This window comes from Ramlibacter tataouinensis TTB310, assembly GCF_000215705.1.
Lineage (GTDB): Bacteria > Pseudomonadota > Gammaproteobacteria > Burkholderiales > Burkholderiaceae_C > Ramlibacter > Ramlibacter tataouinensis.
Window position 1 is genome coordinate 1,938,163 of sequence record NC_015677.1, and the last position, 21,370, is coordinate 1,959,532.

Annotated in this window: 21 protein-coding genes and 1 tRNA gene; 6 read left to right on the plus strand and 16 right to left on the minus strand. The window is 71.1% G+C overall.

Going from position 1 to position 21,370, the window contains the following annotated elements; translation table 11 throughout:
• Nucleotides 1-3: 3 nt before the first annotated feature.
• The 11 genes from RTA_RS09455 to RTA_RS09505 are packed head-to-tail and all read right to left on the minus strand — an operon-like array spanning nt 4 to nt 10,923.
• Nucleotides 4-1,479: a dihydroorotase gene (locus tag RTA_RS09455; protein ID WP_013901167.1), complete on the minus strand. Its 1,476-nt coding sequence runs from the start codon at nt 1,477-1,479 to the stop codon at nt 4-6.
• Nucleotides 1,476-1,991 carry a LeuD/DmdB family oxidoreductase small subunit gene (locus tag RTA_RS09460; RefSeq protein WP_013901168.1) on the minus strand — a complete coding sequence of 172 codons (516 nt, stop codon included), beginning with the start codon at nt 1,989-1,991 and terminating at the stop codon, nt 1,476-1,478. Before RTA_RS09460 ends, RTA_RS09455 begins: the two co-directional genes overlap by 4 nt.
• Nucleotides 1,988-3,250 (minus strand): aconitase/3-isopropylmalate dehydratase large subunit family protein, encoded by a 1,263-nt coding sequence (locus RTA_RS09465; RefSeq protein WP_013901169.1) that lies wholly within the window; start codon nt 3,248-3,250, stop codon nt 1,988-1,990. The genes RTA_RS09460 and RTA_RS09465 overlap by 4 nt, the downstream gene beginning before the upstream one ends.
• A 2-nt stretch (nt 3,251-3,252) precedes the next feature.
• Nucleotides 3,253-4,233 (minus strand): Bug family tripartite tricarboxylate transporter substrate binding protein, encoded by a 981-nt coding sequence (locus tag RTA_RS09470; protein ID WP_013901170.1) that lies wholly within the window; start codon nt 4,231-4,233, stop codon nt 3,253-3,255.
• A gap of 1 nt (nt 4,234) precedes the next feature.
• Nucleotides 4,235-5,557, minus strand: a complete 1,323-nt coding sequence (locus tag RTA_RS09475; RefSeq protein ID WP_013901171.1) for an MmgE/PrpD family protein — start codon at nt 5,555-5,557, stop codon at nt 4,235-4,237.
• 4 nt (nt 5,558-5,561) lie between these two features.
• Nucleotides 5,562-6,272: an ABC transporter ATP-binding protein gene (locus tag RTA_RS09480; RefSeq protein ID WP_013901172.1), complete on the minus strand. Its 711-nt coding sequence runs from the start codon at nt 6,270-6,272 to the stop codon at nt 5,562-5,564.
• Complete coding sequence (locus tag RTA_RS09485; RefSeq protein ID WP_013901173.1) at nt 6,269-7,030, minus strand: ABC transporter ATP-binding protein; 762 nt, start codon at nt 7,028-7,030, stop codon at nt 6,269-6,271. The genes RTA_RS09480 and RTA_RS09485 overlap by 4 nt, the downstream gene beginning before the upstream one ends.
• Nucleotides 7,023-8,000 carry a branched-chain amino acid ABC transporter permease gene (locus RTA_RS09490; RefSeq protein WP_013901174.1) on the minus strand — a complete coding sequence of 326 codons (978 nt, stop codon included), beginning with the start codon at nt 7,998-8,000 and terminating at the stop codon, nt 7,023-7,025. The genes RTA_RS09485 and RTA_RS09490 overlap by 8 nt, the downstream gene beginning before the upstream one ends.
• Nucleotides 7,997-8,869: a branched-chain amino acid ABC transporter permease gene (locus tag RTA_RS09495; protein WP_013901175.1), complete on the minus strand. Its 873-nt coding sequence runs from the start codon at nt 8,867-8,869 to the stop codon at nt 7,997-7,999. The genes RTA_RS09490 and RTA_RS09495 overlap by 4 nt, the downstream gene beginning before the upstream one ends.
• A gap of 16 nt (nt 8,870-8,885) precedes the next feature.
• Nucleotides 8,886-10,100 (minus strand): ABC transporter substrate-binding protein, encoded by a 1,215-nt coding sequence (locus RTA_RS09500; RefSeq protein WP_013901176.1) that lies wholly within the window; start codon nt 10,098-10,100, stop codon nt 8,886-8,888.
• A 19-nt stretch (nt 10,101-10,119) separates the two neighbouring features.
• A complete protein-coding gene (locus tag RTA_RS09505; protein WP_013901177.1) occupies nt 10,120-10,923 on the minus strand; it encodes a GntR family transcriptional regulator in 804 nt (267 codons plus the stop codon).
• A 104-nt stretch (nt 10,924-11,027) separates the two neighbouring features.
• Between RTA_RS09505 and dnaQ the strand changes: the two genes are divergently transcribed.
• Together dnaQ and RTA_RS09515 are read left to right on the plus strand one after the other, a co-directional pair.
• Complete coding sequence (gene dnaQ, locus RTA_RS09510) at nt 11,028-11,759, plus strand: DNA polymerase III subunit epsilon (protein WP_013901178.1); 732 nt, start codon at nt 11,028-11,030, stop codon at nt 11,757-11,759.
• Nucleotides 11,760-11,796: 37 nt separating this feature from the next.
• Nucleotides 11,797-11,871, plus strand: a tRNA-Val gene (locus RTA_RS09515).
• 60 nt (nt 11,872-11,931) lie between these two features.
• Here RTA_RS09515 and RTA_RS09520 read toward each other — a convergent pair.
• A complete protein-coding gene (locus RTA_RS09520; RefSeq protein ID WP_013901179.1) occupies nt 11,932-12,924 on the minus strand; it encodes an SDR family NAD(P)-dependent oxidoreductase in 993 nt (330 codons plus the stop codon).
• Nucleotides 12,925-13,020: 96 nt separating this feature from the next.
• Here RTA_RS09520 and RTA_RS09525 point away from each other — a divergent pair, with 96 nt between their 5' ends.
• The 3 genes from RTA_RS09525 (at nt 13,021) to RTA_RS09535 (ending at nt 15,959) form a co-directional block, all read left to right on the plus strand.
• Nucleotides 13,021-13,911 (plus strand): LysR family transcriptional regulator, encoded by an 891-nt coding sequence (locus RTA_RS09525; RefSeq protein ID WP_013901180.1) that lies wholly within the window; start codon nt 13,021-13,023, stop codon nt 13,909-13,911.
• A 78-nt stretch (nt 13,912-13,989) separates the two neighbouring features.
• On the plus strand, nt 13,990-14,841 hold the full coding sequence (locus RTA_RS09530) for an N-formylglutamate amidohydrolase (RefSeq protein ID WP_013901181.1): 852 nt from the start codon (nt 13,990-13,992) through the stop codon (nt 14,839-14,841).
• Nucleotides 14,841-15,959 (plus strand): NAD(P)/FAD-dependent oxidoreductase, encoded by a 1,119-nt coding sequence (locus RTA_RS09535; protein WP_013901182.1) that lies wholly within the window; start codon nt 14,841-14,843, stop codon nt 15,957-15,959. Before RTA_RS09530 ends, RTA_RS09535 begins: the two co-directional genes overlap by 1 nt.
• Here RTA_RS09535 and RTA_RS09540 read toward each other — a convergent pair whose 3' ends face one another.
• Nucleotides 15,960-17,024, minus strand: a complete 1,065-nt coding sequence (locus RTA_RS09540; RefSeq protein ID WP_013901183.1) for a quinone-dependent dihydroorotate dehydrogenase — start codon at nt 17,022-17,024, stop codon at nt 15,960-15,962.
• Here RTA_RS09540 and rpiA point away from each other — a divergent pair.
• Nucleotides 17,023-17,733 carry a ribose-5-phosphate isomerase RpiA gene (gene rpiA / locus RTA_RS09545; protein ID WP_049871264.1) on the plus strand — a complete coding sequence of 237 codons (711 nt, stop codon included), beginning with the start codon at nt 17,023-17,025 and terminating at the stop codon, nt 17,731-17,733. The two genes, RTA_RS09540 and rpiA, sit on opposite strands and share 2 nt — an antisense overlap.
• 6 nt (nt 17,734-17,739) lie before the next feature.
• On the opposite strand, the gene RTA_RS09550 is transcribed toward rpiA, so the two are convergent.
• The 3 genes from RTA_RS09550 to RTA_RS09560 all read right to left on the minus strand — a co-directional run bounded on the left by RTA_RS09550 (nt 17,740) and on the right by RTA_RS09560 (nt 21,369).
• The gene (locus RTA_RS09550; RefSeq protein ID WP_013901185.1) at nt 17,740-18,393 is read right to left on the minus strand and encodes a glutaredoxin family protein; all 654 of its coding nucleotides are present in this window, start codon (nt 18,391-18,393) and stop codon (nt 17,740-17,742) included.
• A gap of 25 nt (nt 18,394-18,418) precedes the next feature.
• On the minus strand, nt 18,419-20,449 hold the full coding sequence (locus RTA_RS09555; protein ID WP_013901186.1) for a M3 family metallopeptidase: 2,031 nt from the start codon (nt 20,447-20,449) through the stop codon (nt 18,419-18,421).
• Between the two features lie 68 nt (nt 20,450-20,517).
• Nucleotides 20,518-21,369, minus strand: coding sequence for a bifunctional methylenetetrahydrofolate dehydrogenase/methenyltetrahydrofolate cyclohydrolase (locus RTA_RS09560; protein ID WP_013901187.1), 852 nt, complete (start codon nt 21,367-21,369; stop codon nt 20,518-20,520).
• Between the last annotated feature and the right edge of the window lies 1 nt (nt 21,370).

The following is a 21,370-nucleotide window of genomic DNA, read 5'->3' on the forward strand; positions in this document are numbered from 1 at the left end:
GCTTCAGGCCGTGGGACGGAACAGGTACTGGCCGCGCGGCTTGCCGATCACGCCCCGGTCATGGGCGTAGATCTGCTCGCCGCGCAGGTAGGTGGCCTCGACCCGCGCCGACAGCTCCAGCCCCTCGAACGGCGTGTAGCCCTGCGTCGAAGGGGAGTCCTTGGCCTGGATGGTCCAGCTGCGCGCCGGGTCCACCAGCGCGATGTCGGCGTCGAAGCCTTCGGTGATGTCGCCCTTGCGGTTGAGGCCGAAGCGCTGGGCCGGCGCCCAGCTGGTGACCCGGGCCATGTGGTTGTAGCCCATGCCGCGCCGCGTGCCTTCGCTCACCAGCGCCGGCAACAGGTACTCGGTGCCGCCGAAGCCGCTCTTGGCCATCCAGATGTTGCCGAAGTAGCGCCGCGGGACCTTGGTCTCGTGGCGGCAGCAGGCGTGGTCGGACACGACCCAGTCAAGCTCTCCCGCCAGCAGCGCGTCCCACAGGAACTCCACGTCTTCGCGCGGGCGGATCGGCGGGTTGACCTTGGCCAGCTCGGCGGCCTTGGCGTTGATGTCCAGCATCAGGTGGCCGATGGTCACCTCGCGCCGGAAGTCGATGTGCGGGAACACCTCGGCCATCATCAGCGCCGCCTGCACTGCCTTGCGCGAGCTCAGGTGCAGCAGGTTGATGGTGGGAAGCGCCGTCTCGTGCGCCAGGTAGCTGGCGATGAAGACCGCCAGGCCTTCGGAGTGCTGGGGGCGCGAGGCGCTGTAGGCAGCCAGGCCCTGCAGCGACTTGTCCTTCTCCACCAGCCGGGTGTAGGCCGTCATGATCTCGGCCGTCTCGCAGTGCAGCGACAGCGAGATCTGCCGCGCCCGCTCGGGGAACTGTTCGCGAGCCTTCTGGATGCCGCGCATGATGAATTCGAAATGCGCGTAGTCGTAGCGCTCGTCCTCGCCGATCATCAGGAACTCGCGCTGGGAATTGCTGGCCCCGTGCAGGCCGTGCGAGCCGTAGAACATGAAGATCTTGAAGCTGGACACGCCGTGCTTGTCGATCAGCATCGGGATCTCGTCGATGTGCGTGCGGTCCATGGGCGCCAGGTGGAAGCCGTAGTCGACGTGGAAGCGGCCCTCGCTGGTCTTGAGCACCTCGGGATAGAAATCCCGGTACGGGCCGCCCTTGTTCAGGTAGTACTGCCCGGTGCGGAAGTAGTTCAGGCTGGAGGTCACGCCGCCCATGGCCGCGGCCTTGGATTCGCTTACCGCGTCCTCGTCCAGCGGCGAGTAGATGCCGCTGTGCATGTGTGCGTCCACCACGCCGGGAAAAGCCAGCTGGCCGCGGCCGTCGTGCACCTGGCGCGCCAGCGCCGGGTCGATGCCGGGCGCGACCTTGGCGAAACGGCCCTCGGCGACGGCGATGTCGGCCTCGTGCACCACGTTGCCTTGGGGCCGCACCACGCGGACATTCTTGATCAGCAGGTCGTAGGGAGGTCGGCTCACGGGGTGCTCCTGGCTGGGTAACGTTGTTTGAGTTGGGGCAGCAGGCCCCCTGCCTCGACCATGTCGAGCAGGAAACCGGGGATGGGGTCGGTGGGCAGCGTCCGGCCGGCGCCGGTGACGATGCGGCCGGCACGCGCGTCGATCGCCACCTGCTCGCCCTCGGCCAGCTCGTGGGCGCGCGCGCAGGTCAGCAGCAGCAGCCCGAGATTGAACGCGTTGCGGAAGAACAGGCCCGAGTACGAGGGGGCGATGACGGCGGCCACCCCCAGGTGGCGCAGGGCGGCCGCGGCCTGCTCGCGCGAGGAGCCGATGCCGAAGTTGGGACCGGCCGCCAGCACGTCGCCGGGCCGCACCTGCGCGGCGAATTCCGGCCGTACCGATTCCAGGCAGTGCTGCGCGATCACCTCCACGCCGTGCTGCATCCAGGCGCCGGGCGCCAGCGCGTCGGTGTCGATGTCGGCCCCCACGCGCCAGACGCGGTGGGAGGCCTTCGCAACCACCGGGCGCTTCATGCCAGCACCTCGCGCGGGTCCGCGATGCGCCCGGCCGCCGCGGAGGCGGCCACGGTGTAGGCCGAGGCCAGGAAGACGCGGGTGCTGGGCGGGCCCATGCGCCCCTTGAAGTTGCGCGCGGTGCTGGAGATCACGGTCTCGCCCTCGGCCAGGCTGTCGCCGTAGCCGGCGCAGACGCCGCAGGCGCTGGGCAGCAGCTGGGCGCCGGCGTCCAGCAGCACCTGCAGCGTGCCTTCGCGCTCGGCGGCGGCGCGGTCGGCCAAGCTGGCCGGCGCCACCATCAGCCGCACGCCCGGCGCCACCCGGCGGCGCCGCAGCACATGGGCGGCGAAGCGCAGATCGTCCAGCTTGGCGCCGGTGCAGGCGCCGATGTAGGCGGCGTCTATGCGGGTGCCGGCCAGCTCGCCCACGCCATGCCCGTTGGCCGGGCTGTAGGGCGCGGCGACCTGCGGCGCCAGCGCGCCCGCGTCGAAGACGTGCTCCTCGTCGGCGCTGCCGTCATCGCTGAACCAGGGGGCGATGTCCACCCCGGGCGCGCCGTGCGCCGCCAGCCAGTCGCGCGTGACCTCGTCGGGCGCGACCAGCCCCACCTGCGCGCCCAGCTCGGCGCTCATGTTGGACAGCGTCATGCGCTCGTTCATGCCCAGGGCCCGCACCGCCCCGCCCGCGTATTCCACGGCCTGGTAGGCGCCGCCGTTCATGCCGAAGCGGGCGATCAGCGCCAGCATCATGTCCTTGGCCGTGACGCCGGCCGCCAGCCGGCCTTCCCAGCGCATGCGGATGGTGCGCGGCGCCTGCACCCAGATCTGCCCGGTGGCCACCACGCCCAGCATCTCGGTGGCGCCGATGCCGAACATGTAGGCGCCGAAGGCGCCGCCGGTGGGCGAGTGCGAATCGCCGCCCACGCAGAACATGCCGGGCCGGATGTGCCCGTGCTGCGGCACCACCACGTGGCAGATGCCCATGGAATCGTAGACATGGGGCAGGGCCTGATCGCGCGCCCAGTCCCGCGCGATGCGCACGATGCGCCGCGCGTCCTCGCTGCGTTCGGGCACGTAGTGGTCCATGACCAGCACGACCTTGGACTTGTCCCAGATCGCCGCGCCCAACTCCTCGAGCATGGGCTGCAGCCGCCGCGGGCCCGAGGAGTCGTGGAACATCGCCAGGTCTACGCCGCAGGTGACGATCTCGCCGGGGCGCACGTGCTCGCGCCCGGCTGCCCGGGCGACCAGCTTGCAGGCCAGGGTGGCGGCAGCCATGCTCAGTCCAGTCTCGCCCCGGATGCCTTGACGGCACGGCCCCAGCGCTCGATCTCGGCCTGCAGGAAGCGCCGGAATTCCTCGGGCCCGCCGGCCACGATGGTCGAGCCGCCCTCGGCCATGCGCTGGCGCACGTCGGGCTGGGTCAAGGCCCAGACCAGGTCGTCGGCCAGCCGGGCGGCCAGCGCCGGCGGCAATCCCTTGGGCGCGAAAAAGCCGGCCCAGGGCGCCGCCACGTAGCCGGGCAGCCCCTGCTCGGCCACGGTGGGCACCTCGGGCGCGGCGGGCGTGCGCTCGGCCGTGGTCACGGCCAGCAGCCGCAGCTTGCCGGCCCGCGCCAGGGGCAGGGCCGCCGGCAGGCCGGTCAGCCCGGCGTCGATCTGGCGGCCGACCAGGTCGTTGAGCATGGACGCGCCGCCGCGGTAGGGGATGTGCGTCATGAAGACGCGCGCGTCCGCCTTGATCAGCTCCATGCCGAGGTGCGACGCCGTGCCATTGCCGTCCGAGCCGTAGCTCAGCTGCCCTGGCCGGCTGCGCGCCAGGGCGATCAGCTCGCGCAGGTCGCGCGCGGGCACGCCGGGGTGCACCGCGACTGCGTTGGGGAACAGGGTGGCCTGCGTCAGCGCCTCGAAATCGCGCAAGGGGTGGTAGGGCAGGCTCGGGTAGAGCGACAGGTTGATGGCGTGCGAGCCGGTGACGCCCAGCACCAGGGTGTGGCCGTCCGGTGCCGCCCGGGCCACCAGGGCCGAACCCACGTTGCCGCCCGCGCCGGGCTTGTTGTCCACCACCACCGGCCGGTCCCAGCGCTCGGCCAGCTTCTCGGCCACCAGCCGCGCCGTCAGGTCGGTGGGGCCGCCGGGTCCGAACGGCACCACGAGGGTCACGGTGCGCGCGGGGAATGCGCCCTGCGCGCCCGCGCCCAGCGGCGGCAGCGCCGCACCCGTCAGGGCGCCCATCCACTTCAGCAGGCTTCGTCTTTGCATCTCATGCTCCAAGGTCGGGAAGAAGGGCGGGTGCCTGCGCGTCCTGCGAGCGCAAGCGATGCGCCCAGCGCGCCATCGCCGCGTCGCCGCCGGTGAACTGCCGGAACTTGGCCATCACGGCCGCCTCGTCGGGCTGCAAGCCGCCGTCGCCCGCCACCGGGCCCTGCTCGACCTGCCAGGTCCGGTCGCCCCGGCGCACCCGCAGGTGCGCGCCGCGCGTGGCGCCGGGGAAGGCCTGGGCATCGGCCACAACCTCGACGCGCTGTTCCAGGGCCCGCACCGCCTCGTCCATGAAACGCGGCGCCCGGAATTCCGCCGGCGAGAGGTCGCCGTGCACCCAGGCCGCGGCCACGCCATGGCTCAGGCTGAACTGCGCCGCCAGCGGCGTACGCGGGGCCCGGTTGGCGCAGTACTGCAGTGCCTCCGGGTAGACGGTCAGGCGAACCTCGTCCGGCAGCGCCGACCCGGCCTGCGCCCGCAGCCGCAGCGCCGCCTGCGCGCCGTAATGCACATGCCGCACGGCCGCGAACGGTTTCCAGTAGCTCTGCAGGATCAGCCACTCGCCCGGCGCGGGCCAGCCGCCGGCCTGGGTCGGATCGAGCGCCAAAGCCGCGAAATCGTCGATGCACCCCTGCGGCGTCGCCAGCCCGGCCAGCGCCGCCTGGCCGGCCTGCAGGCCGAGCCAGGCGCTGTGGCCCAGGTACAGGTTGCGCACGTTGGCGCCTTCCCGCACCGGCCGGTACAGGCTGAAGGGCAGCTGCGCGGCGCAGGTCTCCAGCGCCCGGGCGGCGCAGGCCCAGTCGCCGCCGCGCAGGTGCACCAGGGCGGCGGCCGCGCCGAAGGCGCTCCACACCCCGTCCACGTGCATGCCCGGCCGGATGCGCAGGCGTGCCCCCAGCCGCGCAGCCACCTCGTAGCCCACGGCGGTGGCCTGCCACAGCGCCTGCCAGGCGGGCCGCAGCGAGGCGACCTGCGTCCACAGCGCGGCCACCACCGGCACGCCCGGCCGGCCATGGGCCAGCGCCAGGCCCTCGCAGGCCTCGTCCCAGCAGGCTGCCAGGGCGAAGCCGGTGGCCGCCGCCGAGGCTGCCAGGCGGGTCGGGCAGCCGGGCAGCGGCACGGCCCCGGCGTCGCCCTGGGCCTGCAAGGCGATCCAGCGCGCCGGCTCCTCGGCCTGCAGCCCGGCCCAGGCGCAGGCGGCCGTGTCCAGCCACAGCCGCCGGGCGCGCTCCACTACCGGCGGCGGCAGCTCGCGCGCGGCCGGCCACAGCCAGTCGCCCAGCGCCTGCAAGGCCTGGGTGACGGGGAGCGCGGGCCCGCTCATCCCCTCACACTCCCAGGTAGGCCTGGCGCAGCCGGTCGCTGGCCAGCAGCTGCGCGCTGCTGCCCGAGAAATCGACGGCGCCGTTTTCCAGCACGTAGGCGCGCTGGGCGATCTCCAGCGACTGCCCCACGTTCTGTTCCACCAGCAGGATGGCCAGACCCTGCGCGTGCAGGCGGCCGATCAGGCCGAACAGCTCCTCCACCAGCAGGGGCGACAGGCCCAGGGACGGTTCGTCCAGGATCAGCAGGCGCGGCTCGCCCATCAGCCCGCGGCCGATCGCCAGCATCTGCTGCTCGCCGCCGCTCATGGTGCCGGCCAGCTGCCGCGTGCGCTCCTGCAGGCGCGGGAAGATGCCGAACACCCGTTCCAGGTTGTCGGCCCGGCGCGCTCTCGCCCGGGCGAACGAGCCCAGCTCCAGGTTCTCCAGCACCGACAGGTTGGGAAAGATGCGGCGGCCCTCGGGCACCTGGATCAGTCCGGCCTCGACGATGGCGCGGCAGGACCGGCCGGTGATGTCCTGGCCGTCGAACAGGATGCGCCCGCCGCGCGCGCGCACCAGGCCGCTGACCGTGTGGTTGAAGGTGGATTTGCCGGCGCCGTTGCTGCCCAGCAGGGCCACGATCTCGCCCGGCCCGACTTCGATGTCGACGCCGCGCAGCACCTCCACGGCTCCGTAGCCGCTGCGCAGGCCGCGCACGGACAGCAGCGGCGTCATGGGGTGGCCTCCGCCGCCTGGCCGGCCAGCCGCCGCGCCGTGCCGTGGCCGAGGTAGGCCTCGATGACGCGTTGGTCCCGCGTCACCGCCCGGGGCGGTCCCTCGGCGATCAGCTGCCCCTGGGCCAGCACCCACACATGCTGGGCCAGGTTCATCACCGCCTGCATCACGTGCTCGATCATCAGCACGGTGACGCCGCCGGCCGCGATGTCGCGCACCACCGGCACCATCTCGGCCACTTCCTGCGGGTTCAGTCCGGCCAGCACCTCGTCCAGCAGCAGCAGGCGAGGGCGGGTCGCCAGCGCCCGGGCCAGCTCCAGGCGCTTGCGGCCGGCCACGGTCAGGTCGCCCGCCGGCTTGTCCAGTTGCGGCGCCAGCCCGACGCGCCGGGCCACCAGCGCGGCCTGCTCCAGCGCCTCGGCCCGCGCCGCGCAGTGCAGGTGGGCGCCGACGGCGATGTTCTCGCGCACGGTCTGGGCCGCGAAGGGCTGCACGATCTGGAAGGTGCGGGTCATGCCGCGCCGCGCGTTCAGGTGCGGCGGCTGGCCCGTGATGTCGCGGCCGTCGAACACGATGCGGCCCGCGTCCGGCCGCAAAAAGCCCGACATCAGGGCGAACAGCGTGGTCTTGCCGGCGCCATTGGGCCCGATCAGGGCCCCCAGGCTGCCGGCCGGCAGCTGCAGCGAGACATCCTGCACCGCGGCCAGCCCGCCGAAGGACTTGGACACGTTCGCCAGGCGCAGCAGCGGCTCAGCCACGCCGGCGTTCCCACAAGGCCCGCGCCGACTGGCCCAGGCCCATCACGCCGCGCGGCGCGAACATGACGATCAGGATCAGCACGGCGCCGTAGATCACCATGTTGATGCCCGGCAGCTGGCCGAACAGGTTGCGCGTGAGGTCGGCCAGCAGGTGCAGCGCGAGGGCGCCCAGCACCGGCCCCCACAAGGTGCCCAGCCCGCCCACGATGGCCGCGACCAGGGCCTCCACCGAGGTGTGCGGCCCGTAGGCGATGGCCGGGTCGATGTACTGGAACACCTGCACGTAGAAGGCGCCGGCGGCGCCCATGAAGCCCGCGGACAGCCCGATGGCGCCCAGCTTGACGCGCAGCGGGTCGACGCCGACCGCCCGGGCCGCATCCTCGTTGTCGCGCACCGCCTGCAGCCGCGCGCCGAAGCGCGAGTGCCGCAGCCAGCAGGTGGCCAGCAGCGCCAGCACCACCAGGCCCAGCATCAGCAGCACGTAGCCGCCCCGGCCGGCGAACTGCAGGTGGGCCGCGCCGGTGCGCAGCGGCACCATCAGCCCGACGCCGCCGCCGGTGAAGTCGACCGACAGGGCCAGGATGCGGGCCACCTCGGCAAAGGCCAGGGTCACCAGCGCGAAGTACGAGCCTTTGAGGCCCCAGCGGAACGACAGCGCGCCCACGCCCAGGCCCGCCGCCGCCGCGGCCAGCACGGCCAGCGGCAGGGCCAGCCAGGGGTTCAGGCCGGCGCCGAGCTGGGCGATCGCCTGCACGTAGGCGCCGGTGCCGAAGAACAGCGCATGGCCGAACGAGAACTGCCCGCCGTAGCCGCCCAGCAGGTTCCAGGCCTGCGCCATCAGGCAGGCATAGAGCGCCATCATGGTGAAGTTCAGCACCACGCCGGAGCGCGCGAACACGCCCACCAGCGCCACGGCCGCCGTGAAGGCGGCGATGTGCAGCAGGTCGCGCCGCAGGCTGGGCATCTTCATGCGCGCGCTCCGAACAGGCCCTGCGGGCGCAGCAGCAGCACGGCGATGAAGATCAGGAAGATCCCGATCTGCCCCAGCGACTCGCCCAGCCACAGCCCGCCCAGCGACTCGACGACGCCGACCAGCAACCCGCCCAGCAGGGCGCCGGCGAAGCTGCCCATGCCGCCCAGCACCACGATGGTGAAGGCCACCAGCACGAAACCGTTGCCCACCTGCGGGTTGACGTAATAGGCGGGCAGCAGGAAGCAGGCCGCCGCGCCCAGGCAGGCCAGGCCGATGCCGAAGCTCATGGCATACACATGGTCCACGTCGATGCCCACCAGCCGCGCGCCCTGCTTCTCCCTGGCCACGGCCCGGATGGCCCGCCCCAGGTCGGTGCGCCTGACCGTCCACAGCAGGACCGCGCAGGCCGCCAGGGCGCCGCCGAACGCCACCAGCTTGGGCAGGGCCAGCGTGGCCGGGCCGATGGCGACCGTGGCCAGGGTGTAGGGCGTCTCGATGGTGCGCGTGTCCGACTTGAAGGCCAGCAGCGCGAGGTTCTCCAGCACGATGGCCAGGCCCAGCGTCACCAGCAGGATGTTCTCGTCCTTGCCGTGGCTGGCGCGGTTGATCACCACGCGCTGCAGCCCATAACCCAGCACGAACATCGCCGCCACCATGGGCGGCAGCGCCAGGTAGGGGTCCAGCCCCAGACGCTGCTTCAGGAAATAGACCCCGTACAACGCCATCATCAGGGCCGCGCCATGCGCGAAGTTGATGATGTGCAGCACCCCGTAGATCAGGGTCAGGCCGAGCGCCACCAGCGCGTAGACCGCGCCGGTGGTCAGCCCGTTCAGGATGGAGGGGAACAGGACCTCGAAGGCGAACATCGCGGCGGCGTGTGCTTCAGGCCTTGAGCGGGAAGACGGGTTCGGCCTCGCGGTATTCGCGCGGAATGATGACGCGGATGTCGTCCTTGATCACCTGCGTCATCAGCGGCTGCGCGCCGGTGTTCTGGCCGTTGACGAAGCGGGTCGGGCCGTAGGGCATCAGGTGGTCGGAAAAGGTGCTGCTCTCCAGCGCGGCCAGGATGGCGGCGCGGTCGGCGGACCTGGCCCGCTCGATCGCATCGGCCAGCAGCTGCATCGCCGTGTAGGTCATGAACAGCTCGTAGCTGAAGAACAGGCCCTTGGCCTCGGCCCGCTTCCTCAGCGCTGCGCTGCGCCTGTCCTTGGGGTTGAACCAGTGGTTGCAGTCGATGATGCCGTTGGCGGCCTGCGGGAACTCCTTGATGAACTTGTAGCTGGAGGCGGCGCCGCCCAGCACCGAGTAGACGGCCTTGGGCGTCACCTTCTGCTGCTGCATGGTGCGCACCAGCAGGGCGTACTCGTTGTAGTAGTTGGCCGGGATCACGATGTCGGGGTTGACCGCCTTCATCCGCAGCACGATGTTGTTGAAGTCGCGCGTCGGGTTGGCGTGCTTGACCACCTCCTTGATCTCGTAGCCATAGCCCGGCAGCTCGCGCGAGAGCAGCTGCGCCGTCCCGGTGCCGAACAGCGACTCCTCGTGCACGATCATCACGCTGCGCGCGGGCTTGCCGGCCGAGGTGTTGAGCACCTGCAGGTTGGCCATGGCGATCTCGGCGCACTTGCGGTAGCCGGGCCCGAAACGGAAGGTGTTCTTCAGGCCGCGCTCGACGATCTGGTCGGCCACGCCGACGTCCACCACGTGGGGCAGGTTGTACTTGGCGGCCGCCTGGGTGGTGGCCAGGCAGATGGCGGAGGCGAAGGCGCCGACCACCGCGCTCACGCCCGCCTCGTTCATCTTCTCGATCTCGGCCGTGCCGGCCGCCGGCGTGGACTGCGCGTCGCCCAGCAGCGCCTCGATGCGCGCGCCGCCCAGGGATTTGATGCCGCCGGCCTGGTTGATGTCCTCGATGGCCATCAGCGCGCCCTCGCGGCATTGCTGGCCGGAGTAGGCCAGCGCGCCCGTCACGGGATGCAGCACCCCCACCTTGACGGTGCGCGGCTGCGCGCCGCTCACCAGCGGCAGGGCCAGTGCGGAGGCTGCGGCGCCAGCCTGGACGATGAACCGGCGGCGATTGTTGTGCGGTGTGCTCACGGTGTGCTCCTGTGGGTCGTCAGTGGAACTGGGCAGCGAAGTCGCGGCTGACCCAGACCTTGGCGTCTATCTCGCCGACGCGGGACAGCTGCATCTGGTACTCGTAGCGGTCGGGCCGGTACAGGCCGTGCAGCCATTGCACTGGCCGGCCGTCCTCGTCATGGATCAGCCGGCGCACCGCCAGCAGGGCGGAGCCCACGGCCAGGCCCAGCTGCGCGGCCACCTGCGCGTCGGCCAGCCGGGCCGAAAGGGTCTGGTGCGCGCCGCCGACGCGCACGCCAGCCTCCTCCAGCAGCACCAGGATGGGCTTCCTCGCGAGCTCGCGCTTGCCGAAGCCCTGCGCCAGCGCCGCCGGCACCCAGGTGGTGATGTGGGACAGCGGACCTTCGCGCGTGGAACGCACGCGCACCGCCTTCTGCACCGGCTCGCCCGGCTGCAGGCGCAGCGCCTGCGCCACCTCCGTGGCGGCGGCCACCTCGCCGACCTCCAGCACGCGCACGGTGGTGTTCAGGCTGGTGCTGACCAGGTTCTCGAGCAGGCCGGTCAGGCGCGTGGTCTTGGCACCCGCGGCGCCGGCGCGCGCGGCGGGCGAGGCGCCATGAGCCGCCGACAGCGCACGGGTGCCGCGACCACGCTCGCGGGCGATCAGGCCCTCGCCGGCCAGCTCCTGCAGGGCGCGCCGCACGGTCACGCGCGCCACGCCGAACTGCCGCATCAGCTCCAGCTCGCCGGGCAGTCCCTGCGCGAACCGTCCCTCCTGCAGCTGTTCGCGCAACACCAGGTAGATCTGGTGGTACTTGGGCAGGGGCAGGGCGGCCGTCATGGGCGCATGGTCGGCCGGCCCATTTGTCCTGTCAATGGGACAATTCATCGGGACAAACCATGGGACAACCGGAGCGCCGCAGGCCTCTTGCATAATCGCCCGCCATGCGCCAGATCGTCCTCGACACCGAAACCACCGGCCTGTCCGCCGAAGGCGGCGACCGCATCATCGAGATCGGCTGCGTGGAGCTGGTCGGGCGCAAGCTCACCGGCAACAACCGCCACTGGTACCTGAACCCCGAGCGCGACAGCCACGAGGACGCGCTCAAGGTGCACGGCATCAGCAACGAGTTCCTGCGCGACAAGCCCAAGTTCGCGGCCATCGCCGACGAGCTGCTGGACTACCTGGCCGGCGCCGAGATCATCATCCACAACGCGGCCTTCGACGTGGGCTTCCTGAACAAGGAGCTGGAACTGCTGGGCCGGCGCGCATTCAAGACCTACGTGGGCAGCGTGACGGACACGCTGGCGATGGCCAAGGAGATGTACCCCGGCAAGCGCAACAGCCTGGACGCGCTGTGCGACCGCCTGGGCGTGGACAACTCGGGCCGCACGCTGCACGGCGCGCTGCTGGATGCCGAGCTGCTGGCCGACGTCTACATCAACCTCACGCGCGGCCAGGACGCGCTGCTGATCGACGTGGGCGACGACCACGCCGTGCAGGGCGTCGCCGTCAAGGTGGACCTGTCGGCCTTCACGCTGCCGGTGCTGCTGGCCAGCGAGCAGGAAGCGGCCGCGCACGACGAGGTGCTCAAGCAGCTGGACAAGGCCAGCGGCGGCAAGACCCTGTGGCGCCAGCAAACGCCCGGCCAGAACCCTCCCGTGCCTGTGGCATAATCGTGAGCTTTCCGGATGGGCTCCCCATCCGCGAAACGGGTGATTAGCTCAGCGGTAGAGCACTGCCTTCACACGGCAGGGGTCGCAGGTTCAAACCCTGCATCACCCACCATCGAATTCAAGGGCTGACGCCACCTGCGGGTGGCGTTTTCATTTCTCTGGTACGGAGAAGCTACGGGGTGGCTGCGTGCGCCGGTGCTACTGCCGACAGGCAGCCCAACCCGCGCAGCGTAGCCGCCACGGCCTCGTCAAGCGCAGTGTGCGGCTCGTGGCCCAGGGTGGCGACCAGCTTGCGGTTGTCCATGCGCACCTCCTGCCGCCACAGGTAGCGCAGTTCGAGCAGCTCGCGCAGCGTCACGACGAAGGGCGAGGCGATGCGCACCAGCCACCACGGAAAGGCACGCAGCGCGGGCACGGTGCCGTCATGCCACTCGACGACGCGAGCGATGGCCTTGGCCATGCCCTGGCCGTCCTCGTCCCAGTGCCCGGCCATGTGGAAGCTGGCAAACGGCTCCAGCTCGTCACGTTTTGCCAGGAGTTCGACCATCGTCCGTGCGACGTCCGGCAGGTAGGACCATTGATGGCCCACGCCGGCGTCGGCCAGCATGTTCACCTGGCGCACCGGTTGCCCTGGCTTCACCATGCCCTGCGAGAACCAGCTGTTGCCTGGCTTGGGGCCGAAGAAGTCGCCGGCGCGCACCACGATGACGCGGCAGCCGGATTCGCTGCCCTGCCGCAGACGCCGTTCCAGCTCGACGCGGATGGCGCCCTTGCGCGTGGCCGGGTTCTGCGGCGAATCCTCCCTGAGCAGGGGAAAGGCGTCGGGTCCATAGTTGTAGACGGTGCCAGGCAGCACGATGGTCGCGCCCTGCTGGCGCGCGGCTGCGATGGTGTTGTCCAGCATCGGAAGCACCAGCTCGCTCCAGCGTCGGTAGCCGGGGGGATTCACAGCGTGGACGATGACCGAGCAGCCGCGCGCCGCGGCGGCGACATCCTGCGCATCGAGTGCGTCGCCCTGCAACCAGGTGATCTCGGGGCAATCCGCCGCCGCCGCTGCGGCGCGGCGCCGCAACGCGCGCACTTGCCAGCCCGCCTCCTTCAGCTGGCGGGCTACTTCACCGCCGATGCCGCCAGTGGCGCCGAGCACCAGGACCGTCTTTTCCATTCTCATCTCCAGCTTGGGTTGGGATGCCGGGAATTCTGGAAGCGGGTGGCCTAAAAAGAAATTACCGAGGATCGCCGAGCAACCATACAATTTTGTATGGCAAGCGAGATCGGCTGGGAACTCTACCGCACCTTCCTCGGAGCGCTGCAGGCGGGCTCGTTGTCCGGCGCCGCACGTGCCTTGGACCTGACCCAGCCGACCGTGGGCCGCCACATCGACGCGCTGGAAAAGGCGCTGGGCGTGACGCTGTTCACCCGCTCGCAGGCCGGTCTTTCGCCCACGGACGCGGCGATCGGCCTGCGCAGTTATGCCGAGGCGATGCGCAGCCAGGCCGAAGCGCTGGTACGCGCAGCCGAAAGCCAGGGTGCGGCCGCCAAGGGGACGGTGCGTGTCACCGCCAGCGAAGTGATCGGCGTCGAGGTGCTGCCCCCCATCCTGGCGCGCCTGCGGCAGGAGCATCCGCTGTTGAAGGTGGAGCTGGTTCTGGCCAACCAGATGCAGGACCTGCTTCGGCGCGAAGCCGACATCGCGGTGCGCATGACCCGCCCGACACAGGACGTCCTGGTCGCGCGACGGCTGGGTAACGTCGAGCTCGGCCTGTTCGCGCACAGGCGCTACCTGCGCGCGCGGGGCACGCCGGCAAGCGTCGCCGAGCTCGCCGGCCATTCGCTGATCGGCTACGACCGCGAGACGCCCTTCCTTCGGGCGGCCCGGAAAGGTTTTCCCTTCTGGCACCGATCGGCGTTCGCGCTGCGGGCGGACAGCGATGTCGCGCAGCTGGCCTGCATCCGGGCGGGCGTCGGCATCGGCGTGTGCCAGGTCAAGCTGGCGATGCGGCAGCCGGACCTGGTGCGTGTGCTTGCACAGGAGTTCAGCATGCCGCTGGATACCTGGGTGACGATGCATGAGGACCTGCGCGCCACGCGTGCGTGTCAGGTCGTGTTCGACGCGCTGGTCAGCGGGCTGGGGGAGTACCTGGCCCCGTAGCCGGGCTCCTGCTCATGTGCGCGCCACGCAGCCTGCCGGGCGCCCCGTTCCGAGGCGCGCTGCGCCACAATCCTGCCCATGACTGAACAAGTCCGTTTCCTCGCGGGCACGACGGCGCTGGTGCTCGATTCGCCGCACAGCGGCACCGCCTATCCCGCCGATTTCCGCCATGCCTGCGCGCTGTCCGAGCTGCGGCGCGCCGAAGACACGCACGTGGACAAGCTCTACGATTTCGCGCCGGCGCTGGGCGTAGCCTGGATCGAGGCGCTGTTCCCGCGCAGTTATCTCGACGCCAACCGCCATCCGGCGGAGATCGACCAGAGCCTGCTCGATGCGCCCTGGCCCGGCGAGATCGCGACCGACCCCGGGCTGCTCGCCAAGGTGCGCCTGGGCAAGGGCCTGGTGTGGCGGTGCACCGACGACGGCCTGCCGATCTACGACCGCAAGCTCCCGGTGGGCGAGGTGCAGGCCCGCATCGAGCACTGCTGGAACCCCTACCACGCATCGGTGGCGCAAGCCATAGACCAGGCCCATGCGAAGCACGGCTTCAGCATCCACATCAACTGCCATTCCATGCCGGCGATCGCCGGCAGCCACGCCACCGACTTCCCCGGCGCCGCCCATGCCGACTTCGTGGTGGGCGACCGCGACGGCAGCACCGCCGCGCCCGCGCTGTCGCAGCGGGTGTGCGACCACCTGCGCGGCCTGGGCTACAGCGTGGACTACAACCATCCCTACAAGGGCGTGGAGCTGGTGCGGCGCCATGGCCAGCCGGCGCGGCACCGCCACAGCATCCAGCTGGAGGTCAACCGCAAGCTCTACATGGATGAGCAAACCCTGCAGCCGCACGGCGGCTTCGGCCGGCTGCGGGACGACCTGCAGTCGCTGGTCCGCCGCTTGCTCGAGACCGATCCGCGCAAGCTCGCCTGATGGAACGGGTGGATGCTGTGGTCGTCGGCGCCGGCGTGGTCGGCCTGGCGGTGGCGCGTGCGCTGGCGCAGGCCGGGCACGAGACCATCGTGCTGGAAGCCGGCCCCGGCATCGGCCAGGGCGTGAGCTCGCGCAATAGCGAGGTGATCCACGCCGGCCTGTACTACACGCCGGGTTCGCTCAAGGCGCGGCTGTGCGTGCGCGGCAAGGAGCTGCTCTACGCGATGTGCGCCAGCCACGGCATCGGCCACCGCCGCTGCGGCAAGCTCACGGTCGCCAATAGCGAGGAGGAGGTGCGGGCGCTCCACGGCTTGCAGGACCGCGCGGCGGCCAATGGCGTCCCGGTCGAGTGGCTGGAAGCGCGGCAGGCGGTGGCGATGGAGCCGGCGCTGCGCTGCATCGCCGCGCTGCATTCGCCCAGCACCGGCATCGTGGACAGCCACGGCTTCATGCTGGCCTTGCAAGGGGACCTGGAGCGCGCCGGCGGCATGGTGGCTTTCCATGCCACCGTGGACTCGGCGCAGCTGGCCGCCGGCGAGGGCGGCCTGCACGTGCTGAACCTGGCCGACGGCACCGAGCTGGCCACGCCGGTGCTGGTGAACGCGGCGTCGCTGCACGCCTGCGCGCTGGCGCGGCGCTTCGACGGGCTGGACCCCCGGTTCGTCCCGCGCGAGTGGTTCGCCAAGGGCAACTACTACTCGCTCGGTGGCAGGGCGCCCTTCAGCCGTCTGATCTACCCGGCGCCGGCCGACGCCCACCTGGGCACGCACCTGACGCTGGACCTGGGCGGCCAGGCCAAGTTCGGCCCGGACATCGAGTGGCTGGACATCCGCGCGCCCGAGGAGATCGACTGGCGGGTGGACCCGCGGCGCGCCGATGCGTTCTACGCCGAGGTGCGGCGCTACTGGCCAGGACTGCCGGGCGGCAGCCTGCAGCCCAGCTACAGCGGCGTGCGGCCCAAGATCCACGGGCCGCACGAGAAGGCGCCGGACTTCCGCATCGACGGCCCGGCCCTGCATGGCATCGGCGGTCTGGTCAACCTGTTCGGTATCGAGTCGCCGGGCCTGACCAGCTCGCTGGCCATCGCCGAGCAGGTGGTGGGCGCCATCGGCCGCTGATCACCGGCGGCGGCCGTGCGCCCGCAGGGCGTACGCGGCCTCGCCCGCCAGGGCCGGGCCGCGGTAGATCAGCCCGGTGTAGACCTGCACCAGGTCGGCCCCGGCCTCGATCTTGGAGACCGCATCCGGTCCGCTCATCACGCCGCCCACGCCGACGATGGGAAAGCGCGGGCCCAGCGCGGCACGCAGCTGCCGGATCACGCGGTTGCTGGCCTCCAGCACCGGCGCGCCGCTCAGGCCGCCGGCTTCCTGCGCGTGCGGCAGGCCTTGCACCGCGTCACGGCTCAGGGTGGTGTTGGTGGCGATCACGCCGTCCATGCCGTGGCGCTGGAGGGTGGCGGCGATCACCCGGACCTGCGCCTCGTCCAGGTCGGGCGCGATCTTCACGAACAGCGGCACGCGGCGGCCGTGCCGCTGCTCCAGCTCGGCGCGCCGCCGCGCCAGCGCCGCCAGCAGCGCATCGAGGGCCTCGTCGCTCTGCAGCGCCCGCAGGTTCTGGGTGTTGGGGCTGGAGATGTTGACCGTCACGTAGTCCGCGTGCGGGTACACGCCTTCCAGGCCCGTCAGGTAGTCGCGCGTGGCGTCCTCGATGGGGGTGGCGGCGTTCTTGCCGATGTTCAGGCCCAGCACGATGCCGCCGTCATGCAGGCTGCGCCGACGCACGGCCGAACGCTGCACGTTGGCCACGAAGGCCTCCAGGCCCTCGTTGTTGAAGCCCAGCCGGTTGACCAGGGCCTGGGCCTGCGGCAGCCGGAACATGCGCGGCTTGGCATTGCCCGGCTGGGCCAGAGGCGTGACGGTGCCGACCTCGACGAAGCCGAAGCCCATGCCGGCAAAGGCGTCGATGCAGCGTGCGTTCTTGTCCAGTCCGGCGGCCAACCCGACGCGGTTGGGGAAGCGCAGCCCGGCCAGCTCGACGGGGTCGTCGACGCGCCGGCTGCGCCACGCCCATTGCAGGGGCGTTCCTTGCAGCCGCGCCAGCGAGGCCAGGGTCAGGTCATGGGCGCGCTCGGCGTCCAGGTGGAACAGGAAGGGGCGGGCCAGCGGGTAAGGCAGCAGCGGCATGGATAATCCGTCGTTTTGCTCAGCCGGGGATTGTCGCGTGACGCAGGATGAATTGAAGGCGCTGGTCGGCCAGGCGGCGCTGCAGTACGTGGTGCCCGGCGAGGTCGTGGGCGTGGGCACCGGATCCACCGTCAACAAGTTCATCGAAGCCCTGGCCACCGTCAAGGACCGCCTGCCGGGCGCGGTCTCCAGTTCGGAGGCGTCGACGCAGCGGCTGCGGGCGCTGGGCATCCGGGTGTTCGACGCCAATGAGGTCGGCGAGCTGTCGGTCTACATCGATGGGGCCGACGAGATCGACGGCCGCGGCCACATGGTCAAGGGCGGCGGCGCCGCGCTCACGCGCGAAAAGATCGTGGCGGCGCAGTCCCGGCGCTTTGTCTGCATCGCCGACGAATCCAAGCGCGTCGAGGTGCTGGGCCGCTTCCCGGTGCCGGTGGAGGTGATCCCCATGGCCAGCGCACGCATCACGCGCCAGTTCGCGGCGATCGGCGGCACCGCGCGCGCGCGGCTGAAGGACGGCGCGCCGCTGCTCACCGACAACGGCCAGCACCTCCTGGACGTCAGCGGCCTGGCCATCGCCGACCCGATGGCGTTCGAGACCGAGGTAAACCAGTGGCCCGGGGTGGTGACCGTCGGTGTCTTCGCCCACCAGAAAGCCGCCGTGTGCCTGCTGGGCACGAGCGGCGGCGTGCGGACGCTGACCTTCTAGCGGGCGCTAGAACTGGATGCCCGCCGGGTTGGACGGGCTGGAGCCGGAGGAGGGCGCGGGCACGGTGGCGCGCTGGTTGGCCGTGTTGGAGGCGGGCGCCGCGGTCGTCGGCGCCGCAGGGCGCTGCACCGCCACCAGGGGCGTGGCCGCCGGCGGCCGGTACGAGGCGGGCAGCACCGAATTTTTCGGGTACCCCGCCGCGTCCAGGAACTGCGTCCACTCCGAATCGGAATAGCCCTTGAGCTGCTGGCCGCCGATGGTCAGCAGCGGCAGCGAGCTCTCGCCGGCCAGCCGCTCGAGCGCCTGCGCATCCTCGGCGGTGGTGACGGTCTTTTCGGTGAAGGGGATACCGCGGCTGGTGAGCATGGCTCGGCCCGAGCCGCAGGGCACGCAGTTCGTACCGGTGTACAAGGTGACGGGGTACTTGCCGGCTACCTGGCGCAGCTCGAAGGGAAGGCCGGCGGTGCCGGACCCGCCCGATCCGCCGGAGGCCGCCGGCGCCGCCTTGGCGTTGGGTTCCTGGGGCGGCTTGTCGGAGAAGGTGACGCGGCCGTCGGGTCCGACGATGCGCCAGACCTGTTGGCCTTGCGCCACGATCGGCGTCGCGGCAGCCATCAACGCGGCCAGGCCGGCCGCCAGCACGGGACGGGTGCGGGACATCTTCAACTCCTCCTAAGGTGACTCCTCAGGCCATGCCCTGGTGCCGCAACAGCGCGTCCAGCTTGGGTTCGCGGCCGCGGAAGGCCTTGAACGACTCCATCGCCGGCCGGCTGCCGCCGGCCTCCAGGATGGCCTCGCGGTATTTTCGCCCGGTTTCCACGCTGGGACTACCCTCGGGATCGGCCGTCTCCTCGAACGCCGCATACGCGTCGGCCGACAGCACCTCGGCCCACTTGTAGCTGTAGTACCCCGCCGCGTAGCCGCCGGCGAAGATGTGGCTGAAGGTGTGCGCGGTGCGGCTGAAGGCCGGCGGCTGGATCACGGCCACCTCGTCGCGCACCCGCTTGAGCAGCGGCATGAAGTCCTGCGCCGGCTCGTGCTCGGTGTGCAGCAGCATGTCGAACAGCGCGAACTCGATCTGCCGCAGCGTCTGCAGGCCGCTCTGGAAATTGCGGGCGGCCAGCATCTTGTCGAACAGCTCGCGCGGCAGCGGCTCGCCGGTGTCCACATGAGCCGTCATGTGGCGCAGCACGCTCCACTCCCAGCAGAAGTTCTCCATGAACTGGCTGGGCAGCTCCACCGCGTCCCATTCCACGCCGCTGATGCCCGAGACGTCGCGCTCGTTCACTTGCGTCAGCATGTGGTGCAGGCCGTGGCCGAACTCGTGGAACAGGGTGGTGACGTCGTCGTGCGTCAGCAGCGGCGGCTTGCCCTCCACGCCGTCGGCGAAGTTGCACACCAGGTGCGCCACCGGCGTCTGCAGCTGCCCGTTGTCGGGCCGCAGCCAGCGGGCGCGCACGTCGTCCATCCAGGCGCCGCCGCGCTTGCCGCTGCGGGCGGCCGGGTCCAGGTAGAACTGGCCCACCAAACGGCCGTTGCGCTCGATCCGGTAGAACTCCACGCCCGGCACCCACACCGGCGCCTGGTCGCGGCGGATCGCCACCTCGAACAGGGTCTCGACGATCTTGAACAGCCCGCCCAGCACCTTGGGCGCGGTGAAGTAGGGCTTGACCTCCTGCTCGCTGAAGGCGTAGCGCTCCTCCTTGAGTTTCTCGCCGATGTACGACCAGTCCCAGGGCTGCGGGTCGGCGATGCCCAGCTTTTCGGCGGCGAAGGCGCGCATGTCGGCCACGTCCTTCTCGGCATAGGGCCGGGCGCGGCGGGCCAGGTCGCGCAGGAAATCGATCACCTGCTGCGGCGAATCGGCCATCTTGGGCACGACCGAGACCTCGCCGAAGTTGCGGTAGCCCAGCAGCCGCGCTTCCTCTTGGCGCAGGGCCAGGATCTCGCGGACCAGCTCGCTGTTGTCGAACTTGCGGAACTCCTGCGGCGCCTGGTCGCTGGCGCGCGTGACGTAGGCGCGGTACAGCTGCTCGCGCAGCGCGCTGCTGTGCGCGAACTGCATCACCGGCAGGTAGCTGGGCATCTTGAGCGTGAGCTTGTAGCCCTCCTTGCCGTCGGCCTGGGCAGCGGCGCGGGCGGCCTGCACCACGTCCTCGGGCACGCCGGCCAGCTCGTCCTGCCGGGCGTAGTAGGCGAAGGCGTCGGTGGCGTCCAGCGCGTTCTCGCTGAACTTCTGGCTCAGCTCGGCCTGGCGCTCCTGGATCTTGGCGAAACGCTCCTTGGCCGCGCCGGTCAGCTCGGCGCCGCCCAGCACGAAGTTGCGGATCGCGTTCTCGCGCGCCCGGCGCTGCTCAGGGTTGAGCGTGGCCGGGTCGATGGCCTTGTACTTGGCGTACAGGCGCTCATCGCTGCCCAGGCGGGTCCAGAACTCGGTCACGCGGGGCAGGGCGGCGTTGTAGGCGGCGCGCAGCTCGGGCGTGTCAGCCACGCTGTTGAGATGGCTGACCGCGCCCCAGGCGCGGCCCAGCTTCTCGGTGGCCACGTCCAGCGTGCCGGCCAGGTCTTTCCAGGTTGCCGGGAAGCCGGGCTGGGCAACGGCCTCCAGGGCCGCCTCGCTCTGGGCCAGCAGCTCGTCCATGGCCGGCGCCACGTGCTCCGGCTTGATACGGTCGAACAGGGGGAGGTCGCTGAAATCGAGAAGGGGATTGCTCATCCCGCCGATTTTGCGTCAGGGGCGCCTTCCTCAAGCCCGGCGCGGGATTGATTTGCCCGATGGGCGCCTTAGCCGGCGGCGCGCTCGGCGGCTTCCAGCGTGTTGACCAGCAGCATGGCGCGCGTCATGGGACCCACGCCGCCCGGCACCGGCGTGATCCAGCCGGCGACCTGCCGCACGCCCTCGAAGTCCACGTCGCCGCACAGCTTGCCGGCCTCGTCGCGGTTCATGCCCACGTCGAGAACCACGGCGCCCGGCTTGACCATGCCCGCGGTCAGCACGTTGCGCTTGCCGACCGCGGCCACCACCACGTCGGCCTGGCGCGTCATCGCACCCAGGTCGGCCGTGGCGCTGTGGCAGATGGTGACGGTGGCGTTCTTCTGCAGCAGCATCAGCGCCATCGGCTTGCCCACGATGTTGCTGCGGCCGATGACCACCGCGTGCCTGCCGCGCAGCTCGTAGCCGATGCTCTCCAGCATCTTCATGCAGCCGTAGGGCGTGCACGGCCAGAAGCCGGGCTGGCCGGTGACCAGTGCGCCGGCGCTGGCGACGTGGAAACCGTCCACGTCCTTGGCGGGCGAGATGGTCTCGATGACCTTGCTCGCATCCATGTGCCCGGGCAATGGCAGCTGCACCAGGATGCCGTGCACCTTCGGGTCGGCGTTGAGCGCCCGGATGCGGTCCAGCAGCTGCGCCTCGGCCAGAGTGGCGGGGTAGCGCTCCAGCGTGGCGCCCAGGCCGGTCTCGGTGCTGTCGTTGACCTTGTGCCGGGTGTAGACCTGGCTGGCCGGATCGTCGCCCACCAGGACGATGGTCAGCTGCGGCTGGATGCCGCGCGCCTTGAGCGCCTCGGTGCGGTGCGCCACCTCGGCGCGGATCTGCCTGGCAAGCGCGTTGCCGTCGATGAGCTGGGCTGTCAAG

Bases quoted from the DNA above. Each gene is read 5' to 3' on its own strand.
- RTA_RS09460 (WP_013901168.1), bottom strand. From the start codon at position 1,991: ATGAAGCGCCCGGTGGTTGCGAAGGCCTCCCACCGCGTCTGGCGCGTG.
- RTA_RS09465 (WP_013901169.1), bottom strand. From the start codon at position 3,250: ATGGCTGCCGCCACCCTGGCCTGCAAGCTGGTCGCCCGGGCAGCCGGG.
- RTA_RS09470 (WP_013901170.1), bottom strand. From the start codon at position 4,233: ATGCAAAGACGAAGCCTGCTGAAGTGGATGGGCGCCCTGACGGGTGCG.
- RTA_RS09475 (WP_013901171.1), bottom strand. From the start codon at position 5,557: ATGAGCGGGCCCGCGCTCCCCGTCACCCAGGCCTTGCAGGCGCTGGGC.
- RTA_RS09480 (WP_013901172.1), bottom strand. From the start codon at position 6,272: ATGACGCCGCTGCTGTCCGTGCGCGGCCTGCGCAGCGGCTACGGAGCC.
- RTA_RS09490 (WP_013901174.1), bottom strand. From the start codon at position 8,000: ATGAAGATGCCCAGCCTGCGGCGCGACCTGCTGCACATCGCCGCCTTC.
- RTA_RS09495 (WP_013901175.1), bottom strand. From the start codon at position 8,869: ATGTTCGCCTTCGAGGTCCTGTTCCCCTCCATCCTGAACGGGCTGACC.
- RTA_RS09505 (WP_013901177.1), bottom strand. From the start codon at position 10,923: ATGACGGCCGCCCTGCCCCTGCCCAAGTACCACCAGATCTACCTGGTG.
- dnaQ (WP_013901178.1), top strand. From the start codon at position 11,028: ATGCGCCAGATCGTCCTCGACACCGAAACCACCGGCCTGTCCGCCGAA.
- RTA_RS09520 (WP_013901179.1), bottom strand. From the start codon at position 12,924: ATGGAAAAGACGGTCCTGGTGCTCGGCGCCACTGGCGGCATCGGCGGT.
- RTA_RS09525 (WP_013901180.1), top strand. From the start codon at position 13,021: ATGGCAAGCGAGATCGGCTGGGAACTCTACCGCACCTTCCTCGGAGCG.
- RTA_RS09530 (WP_013901181.1), top strand. From the start codon at position 13,990: ATGACTGAACAAGTCCGTTTCCTCGCGGGCACGACGGCGCTGGTGCTC.
- RTA_RS09535 (WP_013901182.1), top strand. From the start codon at position 14,841: ATGGAACGGGTGGATGCTGTGGTCGTCGGCGCCGGCGTGGTCGGCCTG.
- rpiA (WP_049871264.1), top strand. From the start codon at position 17,023: ATGGATAATCCGTCGTTTTGCTCAGCCGGGGATTGTCGCGTGACGCAG.
- RTA_RS09540 (WP_013901183.1), bottom strand. From the start codon at position 17,024: ATGCCGCTGCTGCCTTACCCGCTGGCCCGCCCCTTCCTGTTCCACCTG.
- RTA_RS09550 (WP_013901185.1), bottom strand. From the start codon at position 18,393: ATGTCCCGCACCCGTCCCGTGCTGGCGGCCGGCCTGGCCGCGTTGATG.
- RTA_RS09555 (WP_013901186.1), bottom strand. From the start codon at position 20,449: ATGAGCAATCCCCTTCTCGATTTCAGCGACCTCCCCCTGTTCGACCGT.